The sequence below is a fragment of the Actinoplanes sp. NPDC049599 genome (genome assembly GCF_044465625.1).
Taxonomy (GTDB): domain Bacteria; phylum Actinomycetota; class Actinomycetes; order Mycobacteriales; family Micromonosporaceae; genus Actinoplanes.
Genome location: NZ_JBITLX010000021.1, coordinates 85,958 through 111,541 on the forward strand (window position 1 = coordinate 85,958; position 25,584 = coordinate 111,541).

The 25,584-nt window shown below is 67.6% G+C and carries 27 protein-coding genes and 1 tRNA gene; 19 read left to right on the forward strand and 9 right to left on the reverse strand.

What is annotated here, in order from left to right:
* Nucleotides 1-26 precede the first annotated feature (26 nt).
* Nucleotides 27-2,252 carry a glycoside hydrolase domain-containing protein gene (locus tag ACIBQZ_RS30385; protein WP_396092237.1) on the reverse strand — a complete coding sequence of 742 codons (2,226 nt, stop codon included), beginning with the start codon at nucleotides 2,250-2,252 and terminating at the stop codon, nucleotides 27-29.
* 488 nt (nucleotides 2,253-2,740) lie between these two features.
* Between ACIBQZ_RS30385 and ACIBQZ_RS30390 the strand changes: the two genes are divergently transcribed.
* The 3 genes from ACIBQZ_RS30390 (at nucleotide 2,741) to ACIBQZ_RS30400 (ending at nucleotide 6,904) form a co-directional block, all read left to right on the forward strand.
* Nucleotides 2,741-3,625, forward strand: a complete 885-nt coding sequence (locus ACIBQZ_RS30390) for a LamG domain-containing protein (RefSeq protein ID WP_396092238.1) — start codon at nucleotides 2,741-2,743, stop codon at nucleotides 3,623-3,625.
* Nucleotides 3,626-4,593: 968 nt separating this feature from the next.
* Nucleotides 4,594-6,279 (forward strand): hypothetical protein, encoded by a 1,686-nt coding sequence (locus ACIBQZ_RS30395; RefSeq protein ID WP_396092239.1) that lies wholly within the window; start codon nucleotides 4,594-4,596, stop codon nucleotides 6,277-6,279.
* A gap of 16 nt (nucleotides 6,280-6,295) precedes the next feature.
* Complete coding sequence (locus ACIBQZ_RS30400) at nucleotides 6,296-6,904, forward strand: hypothetical protein (protein ID WP_396092240.1); 609 nt, start codon at nucleotides 6,296-6,298, stop codon at nucleotides 6,902-6,904.
* Between the two features lie 304 nt (nucleotides 6,905-7,208).
* Here ACIBQZ_RS30400 and ACIBQZ_RS30405 read toward each other — a convergent pair whose 3' ends face one another.
* The gene (locus ACIBQZ_RS30405; protein ID WP_396092241.1) at nucleotides 7,209-8,009 is read right to left on the reverse strand and encodes an inositol monophosphatase family protein; all 801 of its coding nucleotides are present in this window, start codon (nucleotides 8,007-8,009) and stop codon (nucleotides 7,209-7,211) included.
* On the reverse strand, nucleotides 8,006-8,578 hold the full coding sequence (locus tag ACIBQZ_RS30410) for a DUF5919 domain-containing protein (RefSeq protein WP_396092242.1): 573 nt from the start codon (nucleotides 8,576-8,578) through the stop codon (nucleotides 8,006-8,008). The genes ACIBQZ_RS30405 and ACIBQZ_RS30410 overlap by 4 nt, the downstream gene beginning before the upstream one ends.
* A 1,161-nt stretch (nucleotides 8,579-9,739) precedes the next feature.
* Between ACIBQZ_RS30410 and ACIBQZ_RS30415 the strand changes: the two genes are divergently transcribed.
* The 12 genes from ACIBQZ_RS30415 to ACIBQZ_RS30470 all read left to right on the forward strand — a co-directional run bounded on the left by ACIBQZ_RS30415 (nucleotide 9,740) and on the right by ACIBQZ_RS30470 (nucleotide 19,061).
* Nucleotides 9,740-9,892: a hypothetical protein gene (locus ACIBQZ_RS30415; protein ID WP_396092243.1), complete on the forward strand. Its 153-nt coding sequence runs from the start codon at nucleotides 9,740-9,742 to the stop codon at nucleotides 9,890-9,892.
* A gap of 840 nt (nucleotides 9,893-10,732) precedes the next feature.
* Complete coding sequence (locus tag ACIBQZ_RS30420; RefSeq protein ID WP_396092244.1) at nucleotides 10,733-11,728, forward strand: hypothetical protein; 996 nt, start codon at nucleotides 10,733-10,735, stop codon at nucleotides 11,726-11,728.
* Between the two features lie 293 nt (nucleotides 11,729-12,021).
* Complete coding sequence (locus ACIBQZ_RS30425; protein ID WP_396092245.1) at nucleotides 12,022-12,750, forward strand: GntR family transcriptional regulator; 729 nt, start codon at nucleotides 12,022-12,024, stop codon at nucleotides 12,748-12,750.
* Nucleotides 12,751-12,850: 100 nt separating this feature from the next.
* Nucleotides 12,851-13,162 carry a transcriptional regulator gene (locus ACIBQZ_RS30430; protein ID WP_396092246.1) on the forward strand — a complete coding sequence of 104 codons (312 nt, stop codon included), beginning with the start codon at nucleotides 12,851-12,853 and terminating at the stop codon, nucleotides 13,160-13,162.
* Complete coding sequence (locus ACIBQZ_RS30435; protein ID WP_396092247.1) at nucleotides 13,138-13,308, forward strand: hypothetical protein; 171 nt, start codon at nucleotides 13,138-13,140, stop codon at nucleotides 13,306-13,308. The genes ACIBQZ_RS30430 and ACIBQZ_RS30435 overlap by 25 nt, the downstream gene beginning before the upstream one ends.
* A gap of 196 nt (nucleotides 13,309-13,504) precedes the next feature.
* Entirely contained in the window at nucleotides 13,505-14,071 is a 567-nt protein-coding gene (locus tag ACIBQZ_RS30440) for a hypothetical protein (RefSeq protein WP_396092248.1), read from the forward strand.
* A gap of 21 nt (nucleotides 14,072-14,092) precedes the next feature.
* The gene (locus ACIBQZ_RS30445) at nucleotides 14,093-15,103 is read left to right on the forward strand and encodes an FtsK/SpoIIIE domain-containing protein (protein WP_396092249.1); all 1,011 of its coding nucleotides are present in this window, start codon (nucleotides 14,093-14,095) and stop codon (nucleotides 15,101-15,103) included.
* Nucleotides 15,104-15,171: 68 nt separating this feature from the next.
* Nucleotides 15,172-15,363: a hypothetical protein gene (locus ACIBQZ_RS30450; RefSeq protein WP_396092250.1), complete on the forward strand. Its 192-nt coding sequence runs from the start codon at nucleotides 15,172-15,174 to the stop codon at nucleotides 15,361-15,363.
* Nucleotides 15,364-15,368: 5 nt separating this feature from the next.
* Nucleotides 15,369-15,920, forward strand: a complete 552-nt coding sequence (locus tag ACIBQZ_RS30455) for a DUF2637 domain-containing protein (protein WP_396092251.1) — start codon at nucleotides 15,369-15,371, stop codon at nucleotides 15,918-15,920.
* Nucleotides 15,917-17,689 (forward strand): replication initiator, encoded by a 1,773-nt coding sequence (locus ACIBQZ_RS30460; protein WP_396092252.1) that lies wholly within the window; start codon nucleotides 15,917-15,919, stop codon nucleotides 17,687-17,689. Before ACIBQZ_RS30455 ends, ACIBQZ_RS30460 begins: the two co-directional genes overlap by 4 nt.
* The gene (locus tag ACIBQZ_RS30465) at nucleotides 17,686-17,889 is read left to right on the forward strand and encodes a helix-turn-helix domain-containing protein (protein ID WP_396092253.1); all 204 of its coding nucleotides are present in this window, start codon (nucleotides 17,686-17,688) and stop codon (nucleotides 17,887-17,889) included. The genes ACIBQZ_RS30460 and ACIBQZ_RS30465 overlap by 4 nt, the downstream gene beginning before the upstream one ends.
* The gene (locus tag ACIBQZ_RS30470; RefSeq protein WP_396092254.1) at nucleotides 17,889-19,061 is read left to right on the forward strand and encodes a tyrosine-type recombinase/integrase; all 1,173 of its coding nucleotides are present in this window, start codon (nucleotides 17,889-17,891) and stop codon (nucleotides 19,059-19,061) included. The genes ACIBQZ_RS30465 and ACIBQZ_RS30470 overlap by 1 nt, the downstream gene beginning before the upstream one ends.
* A gap of 60 nt (nucleotides 19,062-19,121) precedes the next feature.
* Here the strand turns inward: ACIBQZ_RS30470 and ACIBQZ_RS30475 are convergent.
* Together ACIBQZ_RS30475 and ACIBQZ_RS30480 are read right to left on the reverse strand one after the other, a co-directional pair.
* Nucleotides 19,122-19,195, reverse strand: a tRNA-Gly gene (locus ACIBQZ_RS30475).
* Between the two features lie 140 nt (nucleotides 19,196-19,335).
* Entirely contained in the window at nucleotides 19,336-19,848 is a 513-nt protein-coding gene (locus ACIBQZ_RS30480; protein WP_396092255.1) for a pyridoxamine 5'-phosphate oxidase family protein, read from the reverse strand.
* Nucleotides 19,849-19,923: 75 nt separating this feature from the next.
* Between ACIBQZ_RS30480 and dcd the strand changes: the two genes are divergently transcribed.
* Nucleotides 19,924-20,502 (forward strand): dCTP deaminase, encoded by a 579-nt coding sequence (gene dcd, locus ACIBQZ_RS30485; RefSeq protein WP_396092256.1) that lies wholly within the window; start codon nucleotides 19,924-19,926, stop codon nucleotides 20,500-20,502.
* A gap of 99 nt (nucleotides 20,503-20,601) precedes the next feature.
* On the forward strand, nucleotides 20,602-21,717 hold the full coding sequence (locus ACIBQZ_RS30490) for a hypothetical protein (protein WP_396092257.1): 1,116 nt from the start codon (nucleotides 20,602-20,604) through the stop codon (nucleotides 21,715-21,717).
* Nucleotides 21,718-21,770: 53 nt separating this feature from the next.
* Here ACIBQZ_RS30490 and ACIBQZ_RS30495 read toward each other — a convergent pair whose 3' ends face one another.
* Nucleotides 21,771-22,799 carry a hypothetical protein gene (locus ACIBQZ_RS30495; RefSeq protein ID WP_396092258.1) on the reverse strand — a complete coding sequence of 343 codons (1,029 nt, stop codon included), beginning with the start codon at nucleotides 22,797-22,799 and terminating at the stop codon, nucleotides 21,771-21,773.
* Nucleotides 22,800-22,910: 111 nt separating this feature from the next.
* Between ACIBQZ_RS30495 and ACIBQZ_RS30500 the strand changes: the two genes are divergently transcribed.
* Nucleotides 22,911-23,192: a YciI family protein gene (locus ACIBQZ_RS30500; protein ID WP_396092310.1), complete on the forward strand. Its 282-nt coding sequence runs from the start codon at nucleotides 22,911-22,913 to the stop codon at nucleotides 23,190-23,192.
* Nucleotides 23,193-23,202: 10 nt separating this feature from the next.
* Here the strand turns inward: ACIBQZ_RS30500 and ACIBQZ_RS30505 are convergent, their stop codons facing one another.
* Complete coding sequence (locus tag ACIBQZ_RS30505) at nucleotides 23,203-23,508, reverse strand: SCO4225 family membrane protein (protein WP_396092259.1); 306 nt, start codon at nucleotides 23,506-23,508, stop codon at nucleotides 23,203-23,205.
* A gap of 65 nt (nucleotides 23,509-23,573) precedes the next feature.
* Nucleotides 23,574-24,122, reverse strand: coding sequence for a phosphoribosyltransferase family protein (locus ACIBQZ_RS30510; RefSeq protein WP_396092260.1), 549 nt, complete (start codon nucleotides 24,120-24,122; stop codon nucleotides 23,574-23,576).
* A gap of 101 nt (nucleotides 24,123-24,223) precedes the next feature.
* Here ACIBQZ_RS30510 and ACIBQZ_RS30515 point away from each other — a divergent pair, with 101 nt between their 5' ends.
* Nucleotides 24,224-25,351, forward strand: coding sequence for a PP2C family protein-serine/threonine phosphatase (locus ACIBQZ_RS30515; protein WP_396092261.1), 1,128 nt, complete (start codon nucleotides 24,224-24,226; stop codon nucleotides 25,349-25,351).
* Here ACIBQZ_RS30515 and ACIBQZ_RS30520 read toward each other — a convergent pair.
* Nucleotides 25,348-25,545 carry a hypothetical protein gene (locus ACIBQZ_RS30520; RefSeq protein ID WP_396092262.1) on the reverse strand — a complete coding sequence of 66 codons (198 nt, stop codon included), beginning with the start codon at nucleotides 25,543-25,545 and terminating at the stop codon, nucleotides 25,348-25,350. The genes ACIBQZ_RS30515 and ACIBQZ_RS30520 overlap by 4 nt on opposite strands.
* Between the last annotated feature and the right edge of the window lie 39 nt (nucleotides 25,546-25,584).

Here is a 25,584-nt window from a genome sequence, read left to right on the forward strand (position 1 = left end):
CCCGATTCTTCGTCATCGGTTTCCCGCTACGCGCCACGGGAGAGCCTGTTGTAGTTCTCGAGGACGTTGTACAGGCCGGTCAGCTCGCGTCCGTACTGCTCGATCTTGTCCTTGTTGCTCACGGCCTTGTCACCGTTGTAGCGCTCCAGGATGAGCTGGACGTCGGTCATGCTCGTGGTGAGCGACGGGCGGGCGAGCCCGACCTGATGCGCGTTGTAGATCGTCAGGTAGGCCGCCGTCGCGATGTTGTAGTGCGGGTCCTGGAGGCGGTCCCACACCGCACGCCGGTCGGTGCTCAGGGTCAACGGGGTGCCGTTGGTGATGCCCTGTTGGATGCAGTAGTTGCGGGCTTCGATGGCGACCCAGGCGTAGATCTGTCCGTAGCCGGTGGTGGAATCCTCCCGCAGCCCGTTCCGGACGAGGTCGTCGACCATCGGGTCGGTCGGGTTCAGCTTGCGCAGCTCCCACAGGACCGGCGCCTGGACGAGCGCCTTGCGAACCTTCAGGGTCCGGGCCAGGTTCGTGAACAGCCAGTCGGCCTCCATGACCCGCTCGAACGCGTTGGTCGTGGAGATCACGTTCCAGGTGACCCAGTCCCCGTCGAGCGTCCAGCCCTCGCCACCGGTCTCCGGGACGCCGATCGACGTCAGGTAGGTCTGGACGTCCCTGAGCAGCGCCGCCTGGTATCGCCCCTTGTCGAGGTCCACATCAAGATCGTCGGTGTTGGGCCGCGGCGGGTCGAAGTCGCCCTGACCGGTGTCGCGACCCGAGGCGATGTTGTTGTCGATCTCGATCCGGCCGCTGCCGGAGCCGATCGTCGTGGTGACGATCTGGTCGTACGCCCAGTTGGTCGGCAGCGGGTACCCGAGATTGCCCGAGAACCCGGACGACATGTCGGACACGAACGAGGTGATCGCGTAGCCCGTGTCCGAGACCCGCTGGCAGACGTTGCGGGGACCGTAGATGCCCACCCGATAGCCGGAGAGCTCGCTGACGGTGCCGTGCACGCCCCGGAAGTACGGCAGGATGAAGTCGGTGACCTCGGCGTCCATCGCGTCGTAGTCGACCGCGAAGTAGATGGTCGACCCCGCCTTGAAGCCGTGGATCCGGGCCCACTCGATGGCGTTCGTCGCGTCGACGCAGCCGCTGGCGTAACTGAAGTTGGTCGCGTCCCGGGCCCAGGTCTGATAGATCGGGAAACAGCGCAGCCCGTACTGCTTGATCGTGGCTAGCTCGCCGGGCTGGATCGCCTTCTCCGGCAGGCTCGTCGAGGACGGGTTGTAGAGGTACCGGCCGATGTACTTGTACCCCGCCGCCTTCAGCGCCACCGCGCGATCCGGCGTGATCTTCGTGATGCCGTCGCAGGCCTCGCCCTTGCGGGTCTGGTCGCCGTAGGAGACCAGCAGCGACGCCCACGTCTGGAAGTCCCCGGTCCCGGTCACGGGTAGCTTCGCGAACGACTGGAACTCGCGCACCGCGGCCTGCACCTCGGAGGTGAAGGCGCCGAACGAGACGGGCCGCTTGTTGAGCAGCATCGCCGCGGTGAACATCTCGGCCCAGGTGCCGGCCGTGCCGACCGACACCGGATGGGATCGCAGCCCGGCCTGCGTGCCCGGCCCGAACACGCCGTTCGCCGTGCCGTCGGCCATGCCCAGCTCGTACTGGATGGCCAGCAACATCGACTTCGCGACATCACGGGAGTGGTGGCCGTCGCACGGAATGACGAAGTAGTCACGGCGGTTGACGTACCGGCCGTTCAGCCACTGCTGGACAGAGCGAATCTGGCTCGACCCGTTGTTGACGGTGACGTACGCGTCCATGTTGAGGAGCGCCTTGACCACCTTGGGCTCGAGGGAGCCACCCGGGTAGGCATAGGCGAGCCCCATGTCCTGCTTCAGCTGGCTGACCGACTCCTGGACCCGGGCGCTGTAGACGCCGTCGATGCCGCCGCCGTCGTAGCCCTTGCAGTACAGGGCCGACTGAAGGATGCAACCGAAGATCCACGACGGAACGGTGGACGCGTTCAGGCTCGGAAACTTGCTCTGCAGCGTCGCCAGCGTCGTGGGACCGAAGGTGTCCGACAAAGAGGTGATGCCCATCTCGTACTGCAGCGCCCGGGTCAGGGCGTACATCGTGGGCCATCCGGTGCGGCCGTTCTCCTCCAGCTTCGATATGCCGAGCTTCGCGCCGTTGCTGTAGGTGCTGTTGATGAAGCGCTGTGCCCGAAGGACCATCTCGTCAACGTCTGCCATCTGCATCCTTCTTCGAGGGGTGCGCGACAGCGTCCGGCCACAGTGGAGCCAGGGACGAATCGAGTGATTTCGCTGCCGCGATCGGGACTCTACAACGGAAGATCGTTTCGCGTTGTCCCGTCAGTCGAGCCCGGCCGCGGCGGTGGAGACCCCTCCTGGATGGTCGCGAGGAGAGATCATCAGCACGAAGGCGAAGCCCTTTCGGCGCCCGGATCCGGACGCCCGGCCCGTTCACGCCGCGGAGTTCAAGGCGCGGATCCTGGACGAGTACGACCCGGCAACTTGACCTGTTGACCATGCGCCGGGACCGGCGGCACCTCGTGCCGGCGAGCTCAGGCCGCTGGGCGTGATCGCCCGAGACGACGTGCGGCACGCGGCAGTGGGGGAGCCGCCCGTTCGACCGACCACGTAGGGGTGCTTTACCCCACATTTGCCGATAAATGGAGTTTGAACAAGCTAGTCAAAGCGGCGTTCCGGACAATAGCCGTATGTTCTACTCCCGACGGTCCCCGCGAGGCGCACGCCGGCGCGTCAGTCCCCTCGGCGCGCTGGTAGCGACCGCCGCCCTCGGCTCCGGCCTGTTCGCCGCGCAACTCGTGCAGCCCGGCACCACCGACCGGATCAGCCCGCAGTACGTGGCCCTCCAGCCACGCCCCTCCGGCGGCGGCGTGCTCACCAGCATCGACCCCGGCCTCGGCGGGCTGACGCCGGCCGGCCGGGTGGGCGTGGCGAAGACCCCGGTCAACGTGCGCTACACGTTCGACGGCGGCGTACGCGCACCGATCACCGACACCCACGGCGCATTCGCCCTGCGCCCGCTCGCCCAGAACGGCGGCACCCTGAGCCTGGTCCCGCAAGGCAACGGCCTCGCGGTGAAGTACCCGACCCGCTGCACCCTGGCCCGCGAACGACAGTGCCCGCGGGCGATCCTGGAAGGCCTCCGCGAGGACGCCCTCAACCCGGGCACCCGCCCGATGCGGTACGGCGCGTCGATCAAAATGACCCACCGCGACCTGGCAGACGGCGCGAACGTGTTCCAGAAGGGCTACTCGGTCGGCGGAGTCAGCCAGTTCAAGCTCCAGGTCGACCACCGGCAGGGCCACCCCAGCTGCGTCATCGCCAGCCGCGCCCGTATCTACCGCGCAGAACCGCACCTGGACGTGGCCGACGGCGCCTGGCACAACCTGATGTGCGCCCGCACCCGCGACCGCCTGACCCTGACGATCGACGGTGTCGAACGCGCACGGGTACCCCTGCCCCGAAACCTGTCAATCGCAAACGCCGAGCCGCTGCGGGTGGGCGGCAAGGGCGCGGGCCGGGGCAACGACCAGTTCTCCGGCCAGATCGACAACGTCTTCCTGACAATCAGCTGACCGCGTACGCGGACTCGTGAGGGTGGCCGGTCACGAACCGCAAGGTGATCGGTCACCCTCATCTCGGGCCGGGGTGGAAGGACCGGCGCCCCGGCCACTGCTGGTCAGCGACGCCTCCGATCGAGGAAGAGGCCAGCTGACAGCGCGCCCGAGATGACGAACGCCTGGCCCGGCAGTTGCCGCGACCAGGCGCCTCGTTGGTGTTGGAGCGGGTGACGGGAATCGAACCCGCACTGTCAGCTTGGGAACTCGCGTAGGAGTTCGAATCCGCGCACGTCAACGCGCTGCGCCCCAGGTCGGAGAGGTCTGCGCTCCCCGCGGCTCCCCGTGGTTATCCACCGCTACGGGCACGAGGAGGGCACGACGGCGACCGGACACGGAGACACACCGCGCAGGGTGACCCGCTGACTCGGTGGCAAGCCGGCGGAGCCGGTGCGGCAGTCGATCGCCGGTAGTCGAGCTGCGGACGACCACTGATGCGATCGTCACGGCCTCTGGTCCTGGCGCGGTCTCCGGCGGGTGTCGGCGGCTTCCCGCCCCGGTGCCGAAGGCTGACCGGGGCGGCTTGCCGCCGGCCGGCTCGCCGCGCCCGCACCGCGCGCAGCGCGGTGCCTTGATCCATAAAAGAGCAATTCGGCAATATCGCCGAAGACAAGCCGAAGACAAGCCAGCCTCCATCGACTGACGTGCGACGCTAATCCGCCAGGCGACGTGCGCGGAGGGAGCAGGTCTTGTCGATGGCCCGATTGTGCGCAACTCGCTGAACGTCCCGACTCCCGGCTGGTAGGCGGCTGGCTGATGGAGTGCGCGGCCATTGGTTGAGCTGACAGAGATTCGAGGCTGTCGCTAGAGCGGCTGGCGGTATCGCAACATCACGGCGCAACGAGCAAGGTTGCCTCAGCGGTCGGAGTTACCTCCGACCTGCTGGCCAAGTCTGTCGTTCACTTGCCCCGCCCTGGCATAATGCGATGGTGAGCTTTCTGATATCGCCCACCGGTAACGATCCCGACGAGGCGCACACAGAAGAGGTCTCTGGCTTTCATCGCATTATTGAGGGTCCTTCCGTTCAAATCTCGGCCGGGTCGCTTCTAGCACTTCCGGCGCGTGTCGCTTCGGCGCACGAACTGGTGCATCAATTCCTGACCCGCAACACCACCTTCGGCAACTTGATGCAGATTTGTTCCGTTTTGGAACGCGCGGCGCCAGCGGATGTCAAACACGCTGTGAACTTGCGCTGGCTGGCGGCGCAATGCCGGACAACCCACGAATCAGCAGCCACGTTCGAGAGTGTCTGGATGGTGGCGGACGGAGACCTATCCGTCCTCGCAGGCTCCCGCGAATACCTGAGCTGGTATAGGGACGCGAGCGAGGTGGTACCGTTCGCCGATCACACGAGACTCAAATTGTTGGCCGTTCAACGTGTCGTACATGCATGCATGTCCTCGCCGGTACTGGAACACCTTGTGCGTCTAGGACCGGATGAACCTGCGGCATGGCGGATGCCTTCGTTTGACCGACCTGACCGTCGACTGAGGTTCTTCCACCAGGACCTTCCATCTGACTTTTGGCCGGAGACCTTGCAGGGATGCCGCAAGTTGCTCGGTGATGATCTCTGGTCCATGTTCGTCCCCCAGGATCCCTCTGCCGAGCGGTTGACTGCGACGTTCGCGGAGGACCTCGACCCAGTGGTTTCCCGGCTCGCCTCCTACCTGGACCAACGCATCGAGGGACTGGCGAGTCGATGGGGTTTCCTCGTGGCTGAGCCGTCGGGCGCGACCCTTCAAGCCGCCATGGAGGCAGTCGCGGAGGCTGTGCCGGACAGCTACCAACGCATGCGACTACAAGACGATTCGACCGTACTAGAGGAAACGCTTACGCACGTCTTCAGCGAGAGAGTCCTGTTGTCTGCCGAACGTCGTCCGGCCCGGCTGATGCCCCTGGCGGGTAACCTTGACATCCCGATCGTGTACCCGGCGGACGCGCATCGACCGCGCTTCGTATACGTAGTCGTGAGAAGCGCCAGCAGATTGATCGATCAGTACAAGTTCTCACCTACCGACCATGAGCGACTTTTGCAGTATGGCGACACCGTGCTGACCTGTGTCACCGCCCGGTCCAAGGTGGAGGGGGAGTGGTTTTTACTCCAGATTTGCCGGTCTGAGGAAGTCGCTTTGCTCGCCACCCGGCTTGCCGGCCGCGCTGATTTACATGTCAACTGGTCATTGGCCGCCATGGCAGCGGCAACTAGGCGAGACGTAGCCGGACGTGATCTGGCGTTGACGGTAGCGGCATCCACCATTGCCCAAGCAGGGGTGCGCCTGGCGCTGGTGGATGCCCCGATTCTCCCAATGATTCAAGGCTGGAGAAAACAGCACCTGACCCTACGTTTCCTCTCCACAGTCCTTCAGGTTTCCGGCAAGAGCCGACTGCACTTGGTCGCATTCCGGGTTGACGATAAGGAGGACCTCGTGGTGGTCCTCTGCGGCGAACCCCAGGCACGAACACTGGAAACGTTCCTCGACTCCTACTATCCGGGCGCCACCCGGGACACTGCGGTACTCCCGATCGAAGTCGGAAAGTCGGCTATGCGATCCATTGCCCTACTACTGGAGTCAGAACACGTTATCGACTATCGGGCGCTGATCAAGCCCTGAACAAGGAGGCACGTCAATGCTTGACCTCTCTGCCGTCCTGACCGGCGAAAGGGAAAACGAGGACGGCGGCAGCGTCGTCCTCTCCAGCGCAGATTTGGAGGAATGGTGGCTCGACCTGACCGGCGACAAATTCGCAAGCCGCCAGGGACTCCAGATCCTTCTCGACGTGGTCAAGAACTCCCAATCGGCGGGCGAGCCGGCCGCCGACTTCCACTTCACTCCTGCAGGCTGGGAGGTTCGGCTGAGTCGTGCGACGGCGAAAGGGCTGATGACGTCCGCGATCCTCGCAGGGCTCCTCGCCATCGTCGGCGCCGACCAACTGCCAGCCGAGGTCTTAGCCGTCGCCATCCCGCTGCTTTTCGACGTGGAGAAGGTGGAACTCTCCAGGGGTGAGCGCTACCTGCTCGCTCGACTGGTGGAAGTGCCAGGAGCGGTGGGAAAGACGATGGAGCAGAAGGAGCTGTATGCCCTCCTCCCAGACGACATTCGCGAGCAGACCTCCTTCATCGATTTCGTCGAGTTCCTGGACGCGTTCCACAAGGCCGGGCAGGCGGACCTAGATAACGAAGGCGGTGTGCTCCTGCGTGAACTCAGCCAGCGCCGCTTTCGGCTCACCTTCCGCTAGAGTGACGAGCCGACCCGGAGGGATCCCACATCCGGGCGGTCGGTGATGCAGCTCAGACTGTGCGGACAGTAGCGTGCGGGTCTAGTCCCGGCCGCTCCGCTTCGGGATGCGGCCAAATCGGGGAGGAAGTAGGTCTACCCCGAGTTGGGCGGTAGAAGGGCTTCGTCACCCTTCGGGTGGCTGACGGTGACAGGGCCGCGCGGCCAGCGACGACGCCAGGAGCGCAGCGGCGAGGCGCTAGCCAGAGCTGCGCTTCGGTAAGAGCAGAAAGTTGGAACGCCGTCGATGAGGGCGACGGTTCGCCTCAATGCTCGGACGGTATAGCGTCAGCCATGAGGGCAAGGATTGATGGCAGGAGTGCCGGGTTAGCAGCGATGGTCGCGTGGGCATCGAAGCTGTGTGCAGTTCCATCGCGGTCGGCCGCCAGCGCGCCGGCCTCCCTCGCAATGACGACCCCGGCCGCGGTATCCCAAGGCTTGTTGGCCAGCATGACCACTGCGTCGATCTTTCCGGCAGCAAGCCACGCCAAATCGATAGCCGCCGAACCGTGCATGCGAATACGCTGAACCTGCGCTGCGAGTCGACTCGTCAACGCGAACCTGAGCTGGTTCTTCTCCTCAGCGCGGGCTCCAACGGCGTAGTCACCGATCGCCACAACGGCTTCGCTGACATCTCCGACGACGCCGGCCCTGATGCGCTGACCGTTGGACTCTGCGCCGTGGCCTTCGGCTGCGGAGTAGCGGCTGCGGAGAAAGGGCAGATCGATGACGCCGAGGACCGATTGCTTCTCGCTGATCAAGCCGAGGGAGACAGCGCAGAGGGGCGACCCATGGACGAAGTTGACCGTGCCGTCGACAGGGTCCAGCGCCCACATCAGCCCGTCCGTATTGCCGCTCGACCCGTTCTCCTCACCCAGAAACGCGATGTCCGGTGTTCGCTCGGCCAGGAAGGCGCGCACCTGCTTCTCGATGGCGAAGTCGACTTCGGATGCCATGTCTCGGTCACCCTTAGCGGTCAGAACTCCCGGCTGCATGCTCCGCATGATGCTGCTCGCGAGGTCAACCGCCTGGTGTGCGATAGGCAGGAGATCGGCATAGTCGGTCATCGGGGCTGTCCACCGTCCCAGAGCTCGTCGAAGGTGCGCTCGAAGACGGAGTACAACCCTGCCGAGGGCCACCGCTTCTTGATCACCATTGTGGGGGACTCGACGCCTCGCGCGTGCGGGAGATACGGCTGGGCGATGCACAGCTCGTCGTTAATCAGAGTGATGTTGATGCGGATCGTCTGGTCGTACGTGGCGACCTCGATGCGGTCACGAGCCTCGGCCGGGAGCCGGTCCCGTACCCGAAGCACTCCTTGCAGGTTGAGCGACGTGAGCGCGCCCAGCTGGCCGGCGATCTGACCCTCTTCGATCTCTCGCTGTCGGATGGCAGCACCGGCAGGATCCAGGAACAGCAGGCGTAGCCGAGCACCGTCTGTCGCAAGTTGGGCGAGGCGGGTGTCGGCGTACTGCTGGCAGATCAGGTTGAGTGACAACCCGACCGCCCGGATGTCGGTCGCACAGTCGAACAGCGCGTGCGCCGGCATCTTGGACGTGAACTCGGAGCGGCTCGGGTAGATCGCTTCGAGATCGGAGAACTGCTCCGTCAGAGCCTCGTCGGCCTGCTCGCGCACTGTCTGAGACGCTGGCCAGGACTGCGTCGGCACATGGCCGGCCGGGCCGCGGGAACCGTGCCGACCCCAACGCCTTGGGTGCGGTCGCCCAGCAGGAGGACGACTCTGGCCTCGGTGGGCATGCACAGCCCTGTGGAAATTCGGGTCAGTACGTCGATGCTGCTCACTCGTCGGGTGCCGCCGATGATCTCACTCACTTGCGCCTGGCTCAGCCCGGTGGCGACTCCCAGGTGAGTTTGACTGACTCGCGTCTCCCGCTGGACCAGCCGGAATACCTGAGCGACATCCCGCGCCGCCAGGGCGTCGAGCATGTCGTCCGACTTCCACACAGGCGCTGGAACGGTGAAGGCGGTCGCTGAGCGAGGGCTCACGGGCGGTCCTCCCGATCGGGCGGAGTCGATGTCGCTATCCGAGCGTCGGATATCCGGGGTCACTTGATATCCGGTCGCCGGATAGAACTTACTCCCCGATGGACTACGGCACGTGATGGGTTGGCGGCTCTGCGCCGACAACGATCTATGTATGGCGCTTTCAACGGGGGATTGCAGGTCCTGTGAGGGACGCGGCTGGCGGCTGGCTTCGCCGCGCCGTGCTGTCAGGGCCGAAGAGGTTGTCGTGCGACTCGTGCGGCGGGCCTGTCCTGACTGCACTTCTGCGCCTGTACGAGTGCAGCGGACGGCCTGATCCCATGCCATCCGATCGCGCACCGACGTCATGCGCTCGCCGCTCTTCGTGGTTCGAACTGCTGCGCTGGGGCGTCCGCTCGTCGAATCGACACCGAGCGAACGAGGTTGAGATGAGGCACTATCCCAGGTACCGATGGCTTCGGTTGCTCAGTCGACGGCGCTGCGTCTGCGGCCTGCGCTGGCCATGCCCGGACGCAACCCCACGCTCGCTGGGGGCTCCGCTCCCGGACGGCGAGCAGCGCACTCTCTTGAGTCGTCCTACCTGGGATGGCCCCACTGCTCTGCTTGACCAGCCCGGCCGCGCGGGGAAGCTGACCCCGGCTCAGGCGTACCGGTCAGGGGACGGTGGCCGCTGATGCCCACCCCGCTCTTACCCCAGACCCATCACCTACCAATCCGCCCTGGCTGGGAGTGTTGGGACTGCGAGCGTCCCTGGCCCTGCGCTCCTGCGAAGGGTGACCTCGGCGCCGAGTTCGTGGGCCATCCGGCGCTGCTCTTCTACTACATGGCGGCTCAGATGGTGGCGTTCGTCGAAGACCTCAGCAGGCGGGGCGAGTTTCCGACGCCGGACAGCATGTATCCCCGCTTCGTCGGCTGGATTCGGCTCGCGACGGCGAGGATCGCGTGATGCTCGTCCCGCGCACCGAGCACGTTGGAGAGCGCCCGTCGTGGGACTGCCGTGTGTGCGGTGAGCCTTGGCCGTGCGCCCCAGCGAAGGTTGAGCTCGGCGAGCAGTACGACGGCTGGCCGACGGGGCTGTCTCTCTACGTGTCGTCGTGCCTGCTCGAGGCGATCGAAGACATGAGGACGACCGTCGATGGATCACCGACTCGGTTGTTCGACCGATTCGTGTCCTGGACTCACATCCCGCCGGCGGCCACCTGACGGATGTCGACCACGCCTAGGCTCTGACATCGACCTGGAGCGGTCAACGCACGCATGTGGACCGATATCGGCGGCGACACACCCGACCCATGGACGCAGCGCATGGTGACGGCGTCTGACTGAGGGCATTTCTGCGCGAGTGGATCATCCCGCGAGTGCCGGCAAGATCAACGCGCTTGTCGTGTGGTCGACTGACAGATCGACGACATTCGCTCTGGAAGCTTCCGTCGGCTCTGCTTGCCGCTCATCATGGACGTCGTGCCCAAGCGATTCTGGACTGCGTCAGTATCCATTCTGATCATCGTTGCCTCGCTGATCATGGCCTTCAGCGGAAGCCTTGACGGTGCCGCAGCATGGGCAAACATCATTGCGCTTCCGGTAGCAATGATCGGCGTGTACCTCGCGCTTCGAGGGTCAGCACGCGTGTCCAGTACGCAAGATCAGGAGGCCAATAGTGGGGGCACTCCGGGTAGCGGAGTCCCGTCTGTGACCCAAACCGGTTACACCGCCGACGGAGACGTGATCCAGGTCGCACGCGACTACAACGTTCACGGCCGGCCCGACTCGGACGGTAGGTAAATACGTGGTCAATCAAACCGGCCACACTGACCACGGAGATGTGATCCAGCCCGCGCGCGACAGTAACCACTACGGCGACCGCATAACGCAGAATTACTATGGCTCGACGCCTGGCCCCGATGATCAGAGCATCGATGAAGAGTCGGCGGAGTCAAGTTCCGCTAGTGGATCGGCGGCTGCCCTGGGCGGTAGCGGACTTGGCCTATTGGCGTTTTTTGGCCTTTTGGGCTACTTCATATTCGGAGGTGACGAGCCATTCCCGACGCAGTCAGATCCATGGCCGGTGGGTGTCGAGCGAGTAGCTGTGATCGCGGCCGCAGGTAGTTGGTTTGAAAAGTGTCAAAAATCAGAGTCTGCGAGTCCTATCAACTGTCCGCAATCTCTGATCGAGACCTCAGGCAAGGTCTCAAAGGCCCATTGGGCATTCTATGGAAGTTACCTCGAAGCCCCGGTCATTCAATACAGCGAGGGGGAGAGTCGCTTCGACATGCTCGGGACCGTGGTGGTGTCGGCGGACTACACGGTCTCCAAAAAGGCGCGGCGCGTAGTGACACCCATGAAGTATTGGGCGAAGGTGAACTGGATAGACGGCCAGCTCGAAGTCCAGGAGATCAAAGAGCACTCGGCCGTGGGAGATCCCGAAGTGGTGAAGGTGGAGCCTCGTCAACCCTGGGGACCCGTCGAGACCAGGCTTAAGAACGAATTCGATCGGTGTTTGCGCGGCGCCACCTCGGCCATGCCGGCCGGATGTCCGGATTGGCAACTGCCGGCGGACGCCAAGAAGGTCAAGTGGTCCTTGACGGAAGATCCCTTGCTGACCGCTCGCGCCTCGTTCGATTCAAAATTCGGCGTCTTCCGCGTAAAGGGCACCTATGGAGTTGCCGTGGACTACACATCACGCGATTCCATGAGAAGCGAGGTTCGTAACACCAACTACGAAGCTCTGGTGACGACGTCCGAAGCGGGGCCAGTTGTCCTCCAAATCAAGGACTTGGTCTGAGCCCTGGAGCGCTGGACCATCGTTCAATCGCGAGAACCTGGATCTTCGCACTCACGTAGAAACTTCGTACGACAGACCTCTTGGCTACATCCCACCCACCTCGGCGGTCGGGACGCTGCTCGTCGGGCCGACATCGTCCACGCGTCCCACGCGGGCCTGCGCTCCATGGCTTATACCCGCGAACACCTCCGCGTGTGGTGTGGCTGGCACGTAGCTCGGTTCCCTCCCGGCTCCATTTGCTTTAAGGTGTTGACAAGTCAAGTTGTTGTCCCATTGAGTAGGCGGAGGGTCGCGTGGCCATCGAAGTCTCGCCGCCGAAGTACGCGGTCCTCGTCAACGCGCTCCAGCAGCGCATCGAGGACGGGACCTACCCGCCAGGAGCGGGGATCCCCAGCGAGACCCAACTGATGGCCGAGTTCAAGGCGTCGCGCCCGATCATCGTGCGAGCCCTCGGCATCCTCCAGCAGGACGGCTGGATCGAGTCGCAGCAGGGCAAAGGCCGATTCGTCAAAGGCCGGCCGACCCCGGCGTCTCGCCAGACCCCGGATCGGGCGGCCGAGCTGCTCGACCAGGGCGAAGCGGCTGGCGTGACGCTGCTCCGGGTTGGGGCCATCATGCCGACCAACCGAGCTGCGGCCGCACTACAGCTTGAAGCAGACACCCCAGTCATCATGCGTCGCCGCTTGGTAGAGGCAGAGGTGGGGCCGGTGGAACTGAGTTCCACCTTCGTGCCGGTTGAGCTGTCTGCCGGCACCGCTGTGGGCCAGTCCGAGCCTCTCACCGGTGGCATTCTCCGCCACCTGGCCGACCGAAAGGGCGTGGAGTTCGACCACGCCACCGAGCGGATTTCGGCCCGGCTGCCCACCGCCGAGGAAGTCGAGCTACTCAAGGTCGGCGAACAGGACGCTGTCCTTACGCTGCTGGTCACGGTCTTTGACCGCGCCGGCCGGCCTCAGCTCGTGGTAGATGCCGTCATCCCGGCGAACCGGCACGAGCTTGAGGGCTCCTTCCCGCTTCGCTGATCTTTTTTCATCGATGCCCTTGACGATGGACCTTGGCGAGCTAAACTCGCAATCACATAACAAGTCAAGTTGTTGACTTGATGTCTAGGTGGAGGTTCGCGTGGTTCCCAACTCGATCAAGATCCCGGTGCCGTTCACGTACGTGTTCCCGAACGGGGCGCTGTTCCTGAGCGTCGACAAGCTCGTCGACTTCGACCGGATCCGGGAGGACGACAACCAGGCACGCGACGAGAACGGCGTACGGATGTGGGTCGTCAAGGTGATGGATCAGGACCCGGAGGCGGGCAAGTTCGGCCGGACCACCGAGGTCAAGGTGAAGATCGCCGCCGCTCAGCAGCCGGTGCCGCCCACCGGCGTGAAGCTGCCGGGTGGCATCACCGTCACCCGGTGGAGTTCACCGAACTCACGGTGACTCCGTACACCGACGGCATGGCGTGCAAGGGCGAGCGCAAGCCGCACAAGTGCCGTGCCCGGCTGGCCTGGTCGATCAGGGCCAGCGCGCTCGTCGCTCCCGGCACCGCTGACGAGAAGCCATCGGACGCTGCGGTGGCTGCGTGACCGGACGTAAGGCGGGCGGGGCTGACTCATCTTGGCGGATCGCAGCCCCGCCCTCTGTCTCCCCTAGCTCACCTGGAGAAAGGTTCGACATGTCCCAGGGTAGGCGGCAGGCTGCCGCGACCTCTTCTCGATGCCCCATTGGCTGGACGTCCCTCGCCGGCGGTGCGCGATGAGGCGACCCCGCGGCGAAGTAGTGATGACCACGGCCGGCGACCTGGTCATGGTCCGACCGAAGCGGTTCGAGCTTCCGCTGTGGGCGGTCGTCCTTGGCATGTTGGCGCGCTGGACCTGGCGCGGACTCTGGTGGTGCTTGCGCCACCCCGGCACGTGCGCCCTTGTCGCGGTGGCGGCCGTTCTGTACCGCCGGTACGACTGGCCCGGGCCGGTAGTTCCACTTCTGATCGTTGGAGTCGCGGCGGCGGTGTGGCGGTGGCGGCACCCGTCGTCCTGGTGGACGTGGTTCGGCGGACCCTTGCTCGGCCGCGCCCGTCGGCTGATCGTCTATCGCCGGGTCTGGCGTGAGGCGATCACGCTGTGCGGCCTGTCCAAGACCTATGACCGTCGCGTCGTACTCCCCCGGCTGCTGCGAGTGCGCTGCGACGAGGCTCTCGACGTACTGACTATCCGGATGCTGCGGGGGCAGAGCCCGGCAGACTTCCAGAAGGCAACGGCAAACCTGGCGTACGCGTTCGGTCGCCGGTACGCCCGGGTCTACACCGAGCACCCTGACGACCCGCCGGTGCGGACGGGTCGAGCAGCGTAGCTGTTCTCGGCCGTCGATCGGGTGCGGTTCCGGGATCGTCCGACCGTCGTCTACCTGGTGCTCGTGCGGACGGACGCGCTGCGCAAGCTGGTACCGCCGTTCCCCGTTCCGACTGTTCCGGACTTCACCGCGTTGGCGCTCGCCCGGCGGGAGGACCTGCGGACCTGGTCCCTGCACCTGCTTGCCACTCACGTGCTGATCGGCGGCGCCACCCGGCGGGGCAAGGGCTCGGTGTTGTGGTCGATGGTCCGCGCGCTGGCCGGCGGTGTCTCATCCGGTCTCGTGCGACTGTGGGTGATCGATCCCAAGGGCGGCATGGAGTTCGCCATGGGCCGGCCGATGTTCGCCCGGTTCGCCTGTAAGTCGTTCGAGGCGATGGCCGACCTGCTCGACGAGGCGGTCACCGTGATGCGGGAACGCCAGACGCGCCTGGCCGGCGTCGTCCGAGTGCACACCCCGACCGTGGACGACCCGCTGGTGGTCGTGGTCATCGACGAGATGGCGGCGCTGACCGCGTACCTCCAGGACAGCGAGCTGAAGAAGCGCATCGCCAACTCCCTGGGTCTGCTGCTGTCGCAGGGTGCCGGTGTCGGCGTCCTCGTCGTGGCGGCACTCCAGGATCCACGCAAGGACGTGCTGCCGTTCCGGGACCTGTTCCCCACCCGGATCGCCCTGGGGCTCACCGAGGAGTCGCAGGTGGACATGGTCCTCGGCGACGGCGCACGGAACCGGGGTGCCCTGGCCGATCAGATGCCCCGGTGGGCCAAGGGCGTCGGCTACGTGATCCTCGACGGCACCCCCGACCCCATGCGGGTCCGCTTCTCCTACCTCAGCGACGACCACATCCGGGCGATGGCCGAGGAGCACCCGGCTCCCGCCCATGCGGCCGACATCCTCGCTCAGGTCGGGCGCGAGACCACCCCCGAACCGGAGCGCGCCTCGGTGCCGCGTCAGGTCGCCCGTCCGCTGCTGCCCAAGTCTCTGCTCGACGCGCTCAACCCGAAGTCGGACACACCCGAGGAGGACGCGTGACCGCTGACCCTTCTGGACGCCGCTTCTACCGGCTCCGTGCTCCCAGTCCCACCGGATCGGCAACGGCGGTGTCCGTTCGCGTCGATGTCGAGCGTCCCGATCCGTTCCCGGTCTACCTCGCCGTCGGGGCCGGCCGTCGCCGGATGTACCTCACCGACACCGAGGCGTGGGCGCTGTGGCGCTGCCTCTCCGAGGCGGTCGCTTCCCTCGGCGCACCACCCGACTACATCCGCACCGACATCCGCCCGACCGGGAGGTGACCGCCATGACCCGGATCCGGATGGAGTCGGCGGCCCGGCTCCTCATCCTGCTCGCCATCGGTGGCATGGCCGGCGCTGCTGCCTTCACCCACGTTCATGACCTCACCGTGGCGCACGGGCAGCCGAACTGGATCGGCTGGGCCAACGCCGTCGCGGTGGAACTGATGGCCATCTACCTGGGGTTGGAGATCCGTGCTCGCCGTCGCGCCGGACGCCCGGTCGGTTTCGTGGCGGCGCTGCTGACCGGCTTCGCACTGCTGTCGCTGGCGGCGCAGGTGGCCGAGGCCGAGGCGTCGGTGTGGGGATGGACTGTCGCGGCGGTGCCATCGCTGGCCTTCCTCGCCCTGGTCAAGGTGGTGCTGTCCACCCCCTCGACCGGGCCGGCGCAGGAGTCACCGGTTCCGGCGCCCGAGGAGCCTGCTCCAACCTCCTCCGACACGGAGCCGGAGCAGATGGTCTTCGTCCCGGTGCCGGAGACGACGCCTACCGCACCGGAACGGCCGGCGCTTCGCACGCTCCAGCTCGCCAGGGTCGACGTTGCAGGTGATCGCGTATGACGGCTCCCACCCTGCCGGGCCTCGCGCCCACCGCCGAACCGGTCACCACCACGCGGCCCCGGGCCGGATCGCGAGCAGCCCGGATGATGCTGCCGCGATCGGTCGACGTGCTCAAGGAACTCGCCACCGACTACGGCGTATGCCTGCGACCGCTCGCCATGCGCCGCACCGACCTCGACACCGGCCACACTGAGGTGATCGACCTGCCCTGCGGCGCGACCCGCGAGGACAAGTGCCTCCCCTGTGCCCGACGCAACCGTCGACTGCGCCAGGCTCAGATCCGCGAGGGTTGGCACCGCACCGACGAGCCTCTTCCCGGCCCCGAGCCGGCTACCGAGGCGCAGAAGTCCATGATCGTGCTGCGGGCACACCTCGAGTTCGAGCGTGACGCGGCTGCCCGGGACGCCAAGTGGGATCAGGTCTCCGACCTGGACGACGGCATCCGCGAGCTGGAGGAGGCGATCACCACCGAAGGTCTTCGCGGCCGGGTCGCGCCACCGCACCACACCCCCGACGAGGACCAGGCCGACGAGGAGGACGGGCCGCGGCGCAAACGCTCCACGCGCCGGCGCCAGGACGCGCCTGAGCTACCTCGCCGCAAGGTCGACAGTCGTACGGTCGGCAAGGTCTACACCGCCACGGACGGCAGTTCCTACCAGCCGTCGATGTGGCTGACCCTCACCCTCGGCTCCTACGGCCCGGTGCGCGACGACGGCACGCCGGTCAATCCCAGTCGGTACGACTACCGGCGCGCGGCCTTCGACGCCGTGCACCTCCCCCGGCTGCTGGACCGGTTCTGGCAGAACCTGCGCCGCTGCGAAGGCTGGAACGTCCAGTACGCCGGATGCGTGGAGCCGCAACGGCGGCTTGCCCCGCACGCGCACTTCGCCATCCGGGGCACCATTCCCCGGGAGGTGCTGCGCACCGTCGCGGCAGCGACCTACCACCAGGTGTGGTGGCCGTCGGTGGACAACCAGCGCTACACCCGGAGCCGGCCTCCGGTCTGGGATGAGCAGGCAGAGGCGTGGGTCGACCCTGAATCTCGCGTACCGCTGGCCACCTGGGGCGAGGCGCTCGACGCCATCGACGACGATCCGGACGCCGAACCGGTGCACGTAGTCCGCTTCGGTGCCCAGGTCGACGCACGCGGCGTCATGCCCGGTTCCGAGGACGCGGAGCGGACGCTCCGCTACATCACGAAATACATCACCAAGCACGCCGCTGACTGCCACCCGATCGGGACCGACCGGCAGCGGGCGCACCTCGAACGGTTCTGGCAGCAGCTCCAGGTCACGCCCTGCACCGACCGGTGCGCCAACTGGCTCCTCTACGGCGTCCAGCCGAAGAGGGCCACCGCCAAGCTGAAGCCTGGACGGTGCAAGGGCAAGGTGCACCAGCGAGCCACCCTCGGTATCGGCGGCCGGCGGATCCTCATCTCCCGCGACTGGTCCGGCAAGACGCTCTCGGATCACAAGGCGGACGCCCGCGAATGGGTGCGGGCACTGCTCGGCGTCACCACGGATCTTGCTGGCGCGGACGCCGAAGAGGGCGCCGCTGGCACGGCACCGCTGCGGCACGCCTGGGAGATGGCGCAGCCGACCGACCGCGACGTGCCGCCAATGGCGCATCGGCTCCTGCGCTCCATCTCCGAACGCGCCCGGTGGCGCTCTCAACTGCTGGCAGCCAAGGACCGGGCGGCGGCCGGGGACTCACCCAGCCTTTCGGCAACTGACCGGCAGACCACAGTCACGGGGGAAGGGAATAGATGACCGCACTCGACGTCCTGCTCACCATCGATGAAACCGCGGAACGTCTGCGCACCTCGGAGCGCTTCGTGCGGCGACTGATCGAGGAACGGCGCATCGCCTACGTCAAGCTCGGCACGCATGTCCGCATCGAGGAGGGCGTGCTGTCCGCCTACATTGCGGCCCATCGGGTCGCGCCATCAACTCTGCGGAGGGCAGCCTGATGGCGGCGAAGCGGCGACACTTCGGCAGGGTCCGCAAGCTGCCGTCCGGCAGGTGGCAGGCTCGTTACCCCGGCCCGGATGGCGATCTGCGTCCGGCGGACACCACTTTCGAACGAAAGCGGGACGCGGAACTCTGGCTTTCTGCAAAGGAATCGGAGATCGCCCGGGGCGACTGGCTCGATCCCTCCGCAGGCAAGGTCACGCTGCACGACTACGGCAACTCCTGGATTCGGGAGCGTCCGAAGCTGCGCCCGAAGACGGTCGTTCTCTACGAGGGCCTGCACCGGCTCCACATCACTCCGGCTCTCGGCAAGCTCAACCTGGCTGACATCACCACGCCCCGGCTCCGGAAGTGGCGCCGCGATCTCCTGGACGCGGGCGTCGGCCCCGTCACGGTGGCGAAGGCGTACCGACTCCTGCGGTCGATGCTCAACACTGCGGTGTCAGACCGGCTCATCAGCCGGAATCCCTGCCAGATCGACGGGGCCGGCGTGGAGAAGAGTCCGGAGCGGCCGATCGCCACCGTCGCCCAGGTGCTCACGATCGTCGACGCCGTTCCGGAGCGGTATCGGCTGCTGGTACTGCTGGCTTGCTTCAACTCGCTGCGCTGGGGCGAGCTGGCCGCACTTGCCCGGCGGCACGTCGACACGACGGACGGCATTGTCACCGTGGAGCGGTCAGTAGTCGAGCTGCCCACGGGCGAGCTGGTGTTCGGACCGCCCAAGTCGGCGGCGAGCGTCCGGGCCGTCACGATCCCGTTGGTCTTCATCCCGGACGCGGTATGGCACCTCGCAGAGTTCACCGGCAGCCGGCCGGACTCGTTGCTGTTCGTCGGGCCGAAGGACGGACCGCTGCGCCGGTCGAACTTCCAGGAGCACTGGCGCACCGCCATCGAAAAGGCCGGCGTGCCCGGTCTGCACTTCCACGATCTCCGGCACACGGGGAACACCTGGGCGGCCGAGACCGGGGCGACGCTGCGGGATCTGATGGACCGGATGGGTCACTCCACTACGCGGGCAGCGCTGATCTACCTGCACAAGACGGCGGGCCGAGACAGGAAGATCGCTGACGCACTCGGCAAGCTGGTGGAGGACGCGCGGGGCACGGAGCCGGAGGGCACGGACGGGCACGCGAACCCAGAGGGGCACGCAGGGGGCACGCCCACCGAATAGAGATCAGATATGACGAAGGCCCAGGTCGCGGATCATGCCGCTGGCCTGGGCCTCAGTCGTTGGAGCGGGTGACGGGAATCGAACCCGCACTGTCAGCTTGGGAAGCTGATGTTCTGCCATTGAACTACACCCGCGAGCGGCCCCACTGTACCCGATTCCCGGGCCCTGTGGCGGGACCGCCCCGTGTAAGCACCGGCCGGGCCGTGGTGCGGCCCAGCTCCCTCCCGAACCTGGCAGCGCCCCGCGACGCAGAGCGGTGGCCGGCCGGTGCCTACTACCCGGTGGCGGCGACCAGGGGGCGGCCTAAGCTCGCCGCCGGGTCTCGCCACGATCGGGTGATCGGTGGGTATCGCAGGGTCATGGCCAGCGGTAGGGCGCCGGCGGGGCCGTGGCGGCGGAGCATCGCCGTGGTGATGTCGAACTCGAACAGGCGCCAGTCCACCATCGGGGACGCGCGCAGGGCTTCCGCCAAACGGTTGATCACTGCCGGGTCGGTGACCGGGCGGGCGTGGCCGGTCAGGTATGCCTCGTCGTCGCTCTCCTCCGGTGGGTAGGAGTGCAGTGCGTAACGGCCGTCGCGTTCGAGGTCGCGGCGTTTTGCCGAGTTCACCACGAAGCAGTAGAGGCCTTCGTCGGTGATCACCGGGGACACGGGGTGCACGCGTGGTCCGCCGTCGGCGCGGACCGTTGCGAGGTAGCCCATGCCGGGGCCGTACTGCTGGAGCAGTGCACGGAGAGCCGCGGCGAGCTCGGGCTCAGCCGCGGCGAATTCGGACCAGGAAGCCATGCCCTCATCATATCGAACATATGTTCGAGTCGACCACCGAACACGCACCTGAATGCCGGTCGGTATGGTGTGGCGATGCTGCTCTCCGACCGTGACCTGGTCTCCGAGATCAAGTCGGAAAACCTTGCTCTCGAGCCGTTCGAGCCGGAGCTGATGCAGCCGTCCAGCATCGACGTCCGGTTGGACCGCTTCTTCCGGGTGTTCAACAACCACCTCTACACCCACATCGACCCGGCCGCCCAGCAGGACGATCTGACCGCCCAGGTCGAGGTGCTCGACGGCGAGGCGTTCGTGCTGCATCCGGGCGAGTTCGTGCTGGCCTCGACGCTCGAGGTGATCACGCTGGGCGACCAGCTCGCGGGCCGGCTGGAGGGCAAGAGCAGCCTGGGCCGGCTCGGCCTGCTGACCCACTCGACCGCCGGCTTCATCGACCCGGGCTTCTCCGGGCACGTCACGCTGGAACTGTCCAACGTGGCCAATCTGCCGATCAAGCTGTGGCCGGGCATGAAGATCGGCCAGCTGTGCATCTTCCGGCTGTCGTCACCGGCGGAGCACCCCTACGGCTCGGCGGTCTACGGCTCGCGCTACCAGGGCCAGCGAGGCCCCACGCCGAGCCGCAGCTACCAGAACTTCCGCACCTGGCCGACCAGCTAGCCGACCCGTCAAGGTCAAGGGCAAGGGCATGACGGCCTCGGCGGCAACGACACCCTGCACGGGGTGGGCGGCGTCGACCGGATGTACGGCGGTGCCGGTATGAGTGACGGGCCTGGCCGGCGTGGGCGGAAGTGGATCTGGCTGGCGGTGCCGGTCGTGGCGCTGGTGAGCGGCGCGGGTCTGTTCTGGAGCGTCTATGCCGAATACGACCCGGCGCCGGCGTGCGTACCGCTGCCCCCGGCGGCCGCCGACGCCGGCGCGGGCCTGACCGCTGCCGCGGCCAACGGTGACCGCCGGCCGGTGTTCGAGTCGCCGGTGACGGCCGGTCCGCTGGTCGCAGCCGCCTACCTGACCGACGACCGTCCGAACTCGACCGGCTATGTGCTCGCCCCGGACCGGCGTGGCTACCGGCTGCCGGACGCCGGTCCGGTCAGTGACGTGGTCGCCGCCCCGGACGGGTCGCGGGTGGCGGTGCTGCCCGACGTCGCGATCGCGCCGACCGACCACCCGGGCGGCCCGGTGCCGGGCAGGCGGATCGGCCTGTACGACGTCGGCGCCGGCAGACTCACCTGGACGACGCTGCCGGATCACGCCCTGACCGCGGCGTTCTCGACGGACAGCACCCGGCTCGCGGTGTCGGTCGGCGCTCCTCGTGTACCCGATCCGGGCCCGGTCCGGCTGGTGGTCGTCGACCTCGTGTCCGGGCGGCAGCGCATCGTCGAGCCGGCCGTGGACGGCACCCGAGTGGCCGGGCCGCTCGACGCGATCAACTGGGCGCCGGACGGTCAGGTACTGCTCTCCGCGGACGGCCGGACCAGTAGCCACACCCTGGACGCCCCCGACGGACGGGTGGTGGCGCCGGCGTCGCTGGCGCCGTACGGGATAGCGCCGAACGGCCGCCGCGGCGTCACCCCCGACGGTTCGCTGGTGGATCTCGGCACCGGGGCCGTCACGATGCCGGCGGCCTTTGCCCCCTGCCAGGATCACGGCATCGATCGCGCCTTCACCCCGGCCGGCTGGTACGACGACAACCGGCTGCTCGCCGTGCAGTGGGACGTCGAGTGGCCGGTGGATCAGCGGCCGGGCCAGCCGAAGCGGGCAGCCGCGGGCAGCCGGCTGATCGTGACGGATCTCGACGGCCGGGTGAGCCGGGTGGTCGTGGGCTGGAACGCCGAGCTGCCCCGGATGATGTTCGCCCGTCCACCCGCCCGCTGAACCGGACCCGGCGCGGGCCCCGTCCGGGAACGGGGCCCGCGAGAGGTGCTGCCTCAGCCGAGGGTGACCCGCCGCCGGCGGGTGACGCCCAGCAGCAGTGCGCCGACGGCGACCAGCCCCGTACCCCCGATGAGCAGGGTGCCGCCGTCGATGCCGGTGACCGGGAGCGAGCCGCCGCCGCCCGAGCCTCCGTTGTTCTCCTCCGGGTCGGCCGGCGCCGGCGCCGGCGACTCGGTGGCCTCGTCACCGGCGAGCTTGAGCGTCGCCTTGGTGTCCTTGTTGGTGTAGCGCTGTGCCGGCGTCAGGACGAAGCCGACCGGGGTCTTGCCGCCCTGGACGGTGACCGTCACGGTGAAGGTGTCGGTGGCGCCGGCCGCCAGCGTCTTCTGCCGGGTGACCCGGCAGCCGATGCCGTCGAGTGCGGGCACCGGTCCGCAGGAGTCGTCGACCGTGACGTTGTCCGGGGTGTGGATGTCGAGCGTGTAGCCGCCGATCGCGAACGTGCCGGCGTTGGTGGCCTTGACCTTCACCTGGGTCTTGCCGTCGACCGTCTTGCCCGCCTTGACGGCCAGCCGCAGCGGCATCTTCTCCGGCCAGCTGATCAGGAAGTCCTTGCGGTTGCCGAGCTGCCCGTCCGCGGTACGGCCGGTCACGTAGCCCAGCGCCGACGTGCCGAACGCCGGCTCGTCGAGGATCGAGTTGACCCGGATCAGGTAGTCCTTGTTGCCGCCCGCGGGCACCTCGTCGCCGCCGCAGACCCAGTTCAGGGCGTCGCCCGGGGTGGCCGGCTCGCAGATGTCGGTGGCGCCGAGCTCGGTGCCCTTCGGCAGGGTCACCAGGAAGTAGCCCTTGGCGGCGGTTTCGCCTCCATTGTGGACATTGACGTGCGTGGTAGCCCCCGGGCTCCAAGGGTTGCCGCCCAGCGGGGTGTTGTCCGCGAGTGCCGAGATCTCCCCGGCGGCGGGCGTCGGTGCCGCGAGGGCGGCCGTCGGGACCGCCAGGGTGGCGGCGGTGAGGGCAAAGCCGAGAGCGGCGATGCGGAGCGTGCGGTGCATGGGGTCCCCCGTGTCCAGTGTGGTCATCTGCCTCATTCACGAACGGGGCCGCGACCGTATTGCACGGAGTGACCTAGATCACAATCGTAGGATGGCCCTGAGCTTTTCCGCGGCTGAGAGGACCACCCCGTGTACCTGATGATCTCGACCTACCTCGCCCCGCTCGACCAGGTCGACGAGGCCCGGACGGCGCACCTCGCCTTCGTCGACGAGCTGGAGCGGGCCGGCGTCCTCGTCTCGGCCGGCCGGCAGACCCCGCCGATCGGCGGCATCCTGCTGCTCGACGTCGACTCCGAGGCCCGAGCCCACGAACTGCTGGCCGACGACCCGTACGTGCGCCAGGGCCTCGCCGAGTATGCGGCGACCGGCTGGCAGCCCACCCGCGGCGTGCTGGCCGACTGGAAGAGCCCCGCCGCCTGACCCGCCGCGGTCACGCCCGGTGCGAACGGAGCTTGCCGACCTCACCCATGATCGTGTTGATCAGCAGGGTGTTGAGCAGGACCCCGGCCGTGACGCTCAGCCAGAGCATCGCGATGGTCAGCCAGCCGTCGTTGAGCAGGAACACCGGCGCGAAGATCACCGAGACCGGCGCGGTCAGGCCGATCAGGTAGATCGCCGCCGGCGACGGCTCGTGGTTGCCGGTGGCGAGGTTGCCGCCGATCAGGATGACCGCGGTGACCGCGACGGAGAAGAGGTAAACGCGGGTGGCCCAGTTGCCGAGGAAGAAGGTGGTCATGCGGTCCATCGTGGTGAGGCCGGCCGCCGGGCCCCTGAGTAGCGCTACTCAGCCGGCGCCGGTGCTCAGCTCAGATCCGCACCCGTGAGCAACCCGCGGATGCTCAGCTCGGCGGCGACCACCGGCGGGCACTCGTCGACGATGACCGCGGTGCCGACCACGGTCGCACCCAGGGCCGCCACCAGCGCGTAGAGCCCGCGGACCTGGGCGGCGGTCGCGGCCCAGTCGTCCACCACCAGCACCCGGTCGGCCGGCGTGACCAGCCGGGTGCGTACGCCCAGCAGCTGCCGGTCCCCACGATGGTCGGCCGGCACCTCCGCCCAGGTCATCGGCTCCGCGATCGGCCGCCGCGCCCCGGCCCGGTACGCCTCCACGAATCCCACCCCGAGCGCACGCGCCACGAGCGGGCCGATCAGGAAGCCGGTCACCTCCGGCGAGACGACCACCGTCGGCGTGGCGTCCGGAAAAAGTTCGGCGAGGCCCGCGCCGAGGCCGTCGAGCACCAACGGGTCGCGCCACCAGCCGGAGCGGTCGCTGACGAGCAGATCGGTGCCCGGACCGGGGTCGGTCCAACGGAATCCGGCGCGAAGCCGGTCACGCAGGTCGGATGCCACACCGCCATGGTGTCACCGCGGGCCCGGTCACCCGCCGACGAGTGGGCAGAACCCGCTCAGACTAGGGGTCAAGATGATGCAGCGGCCCAGGTGCATCAGGCATGCTGTTCGGCGTACCCATGCCGATTCTCCCGGCGGGCCGCCACCCGCTCAGCCCAGCATCCCGCGCCGGACTCGGCGCGGCCCTTGTGCTGCTCGTCGTCGTGTCGGCCGTGGAGATCGCGGACGGTCCGCAGGCGAACTTCGTCGGGCTCTACGCCGCCGTGCCGTTTCTGGCCGCCGTGTTCGCCTACTGGCAGACCGTGCTTGCCATCGGTGCGGTCGCCACGGTCGTCGGGATGATCTTCGCCGGCACGGACGGCCGCTTCGGCACCGTCAGCATGGTCAACGTCGTCGGGATCATGCTGGCCACCGGCATCGCGGCCGTGGTCGCGACCCTGCGGCAGCGCAAGGACGTGCGCATCGCGGAGTTGCTGCGCCTGGCGGCGGTCGCCCAGCAGGCGGTGCTGCGCCCGCTCGGCCCGCAGGTGGGCAACCTCGCCGTGGCGGGCCGCTACATCTCGGCGTCGGCCGCGGCGGACATCGGCGGAGACCTCTACGAGGCCCTGGACACCCCGTACGGGGTGCGGATCATCATCGGCGACGTGCGGGGCAAGGGGCTGGACGCGGTCCGGCTGGCGAGCATCGTGCTGGGCTCGTACCGGCATGTGGCTTTTGAGCGCGCCGACCTGCGCGCGATAGTCACCGACCTGGACCGGGCAGTTGCCCGCAGTGTCGGCGACGAGGACTTCGTGACCGCCGCGCTGGTCGAGGAGCGCGGCGGCACCCTGACCATCGTCAACTGTGGACATCCCGCCCCGCTGCTGCTGCGGCGCGGGCAGGTCATCGCGCTGGACCCGCCGGCGCCGGCGCCGCCGCTGGGCTTCATGCCGGTGGCGCGCCCGCGGGTGGAGCGGCTGGAGCCGGGCGACCGGCTGCTGCTGTTCACCGACGGACTGGGCGAGGCGCGCCGGGACGGCGAGTTCTTCCCGACCACGGACCGGGCCTGGCGGCTGCTCGGGCACGGCACGGTCGGCGACGGCCTGGCATCGTTGGAGACCGCCCTGGTCGACTGGGTGCACGGTCAGCTCGAGGACGACATCGCCCTGGTGCTGCTGGAGTACAACGGCCCGGACGGCGGCGCTGCCGTGGGCATGCCGAGCTGGGAGGTCGGCGCCGCGGGGAGCTAGTCCTCGGGGCTGGATTCGACGGGCTTGTCCACCGGGGCCGCCTCGGCCCCGGGCGCGGCCGCCGGCGCGGGGATCACGGCAACCGTGGCCCGGGCGGCGGCGATCAGTTCCGGCTGTCGGTGCCGACCCACGTAGTGGCGCGGCTGGTCGGCCTGGCGCGGTTCCGGAATCAGACTCTTGATCGTTGCGAACATGCTGACCTCCCCGGGTCGGGCGTACGTATTCGTCGCGTA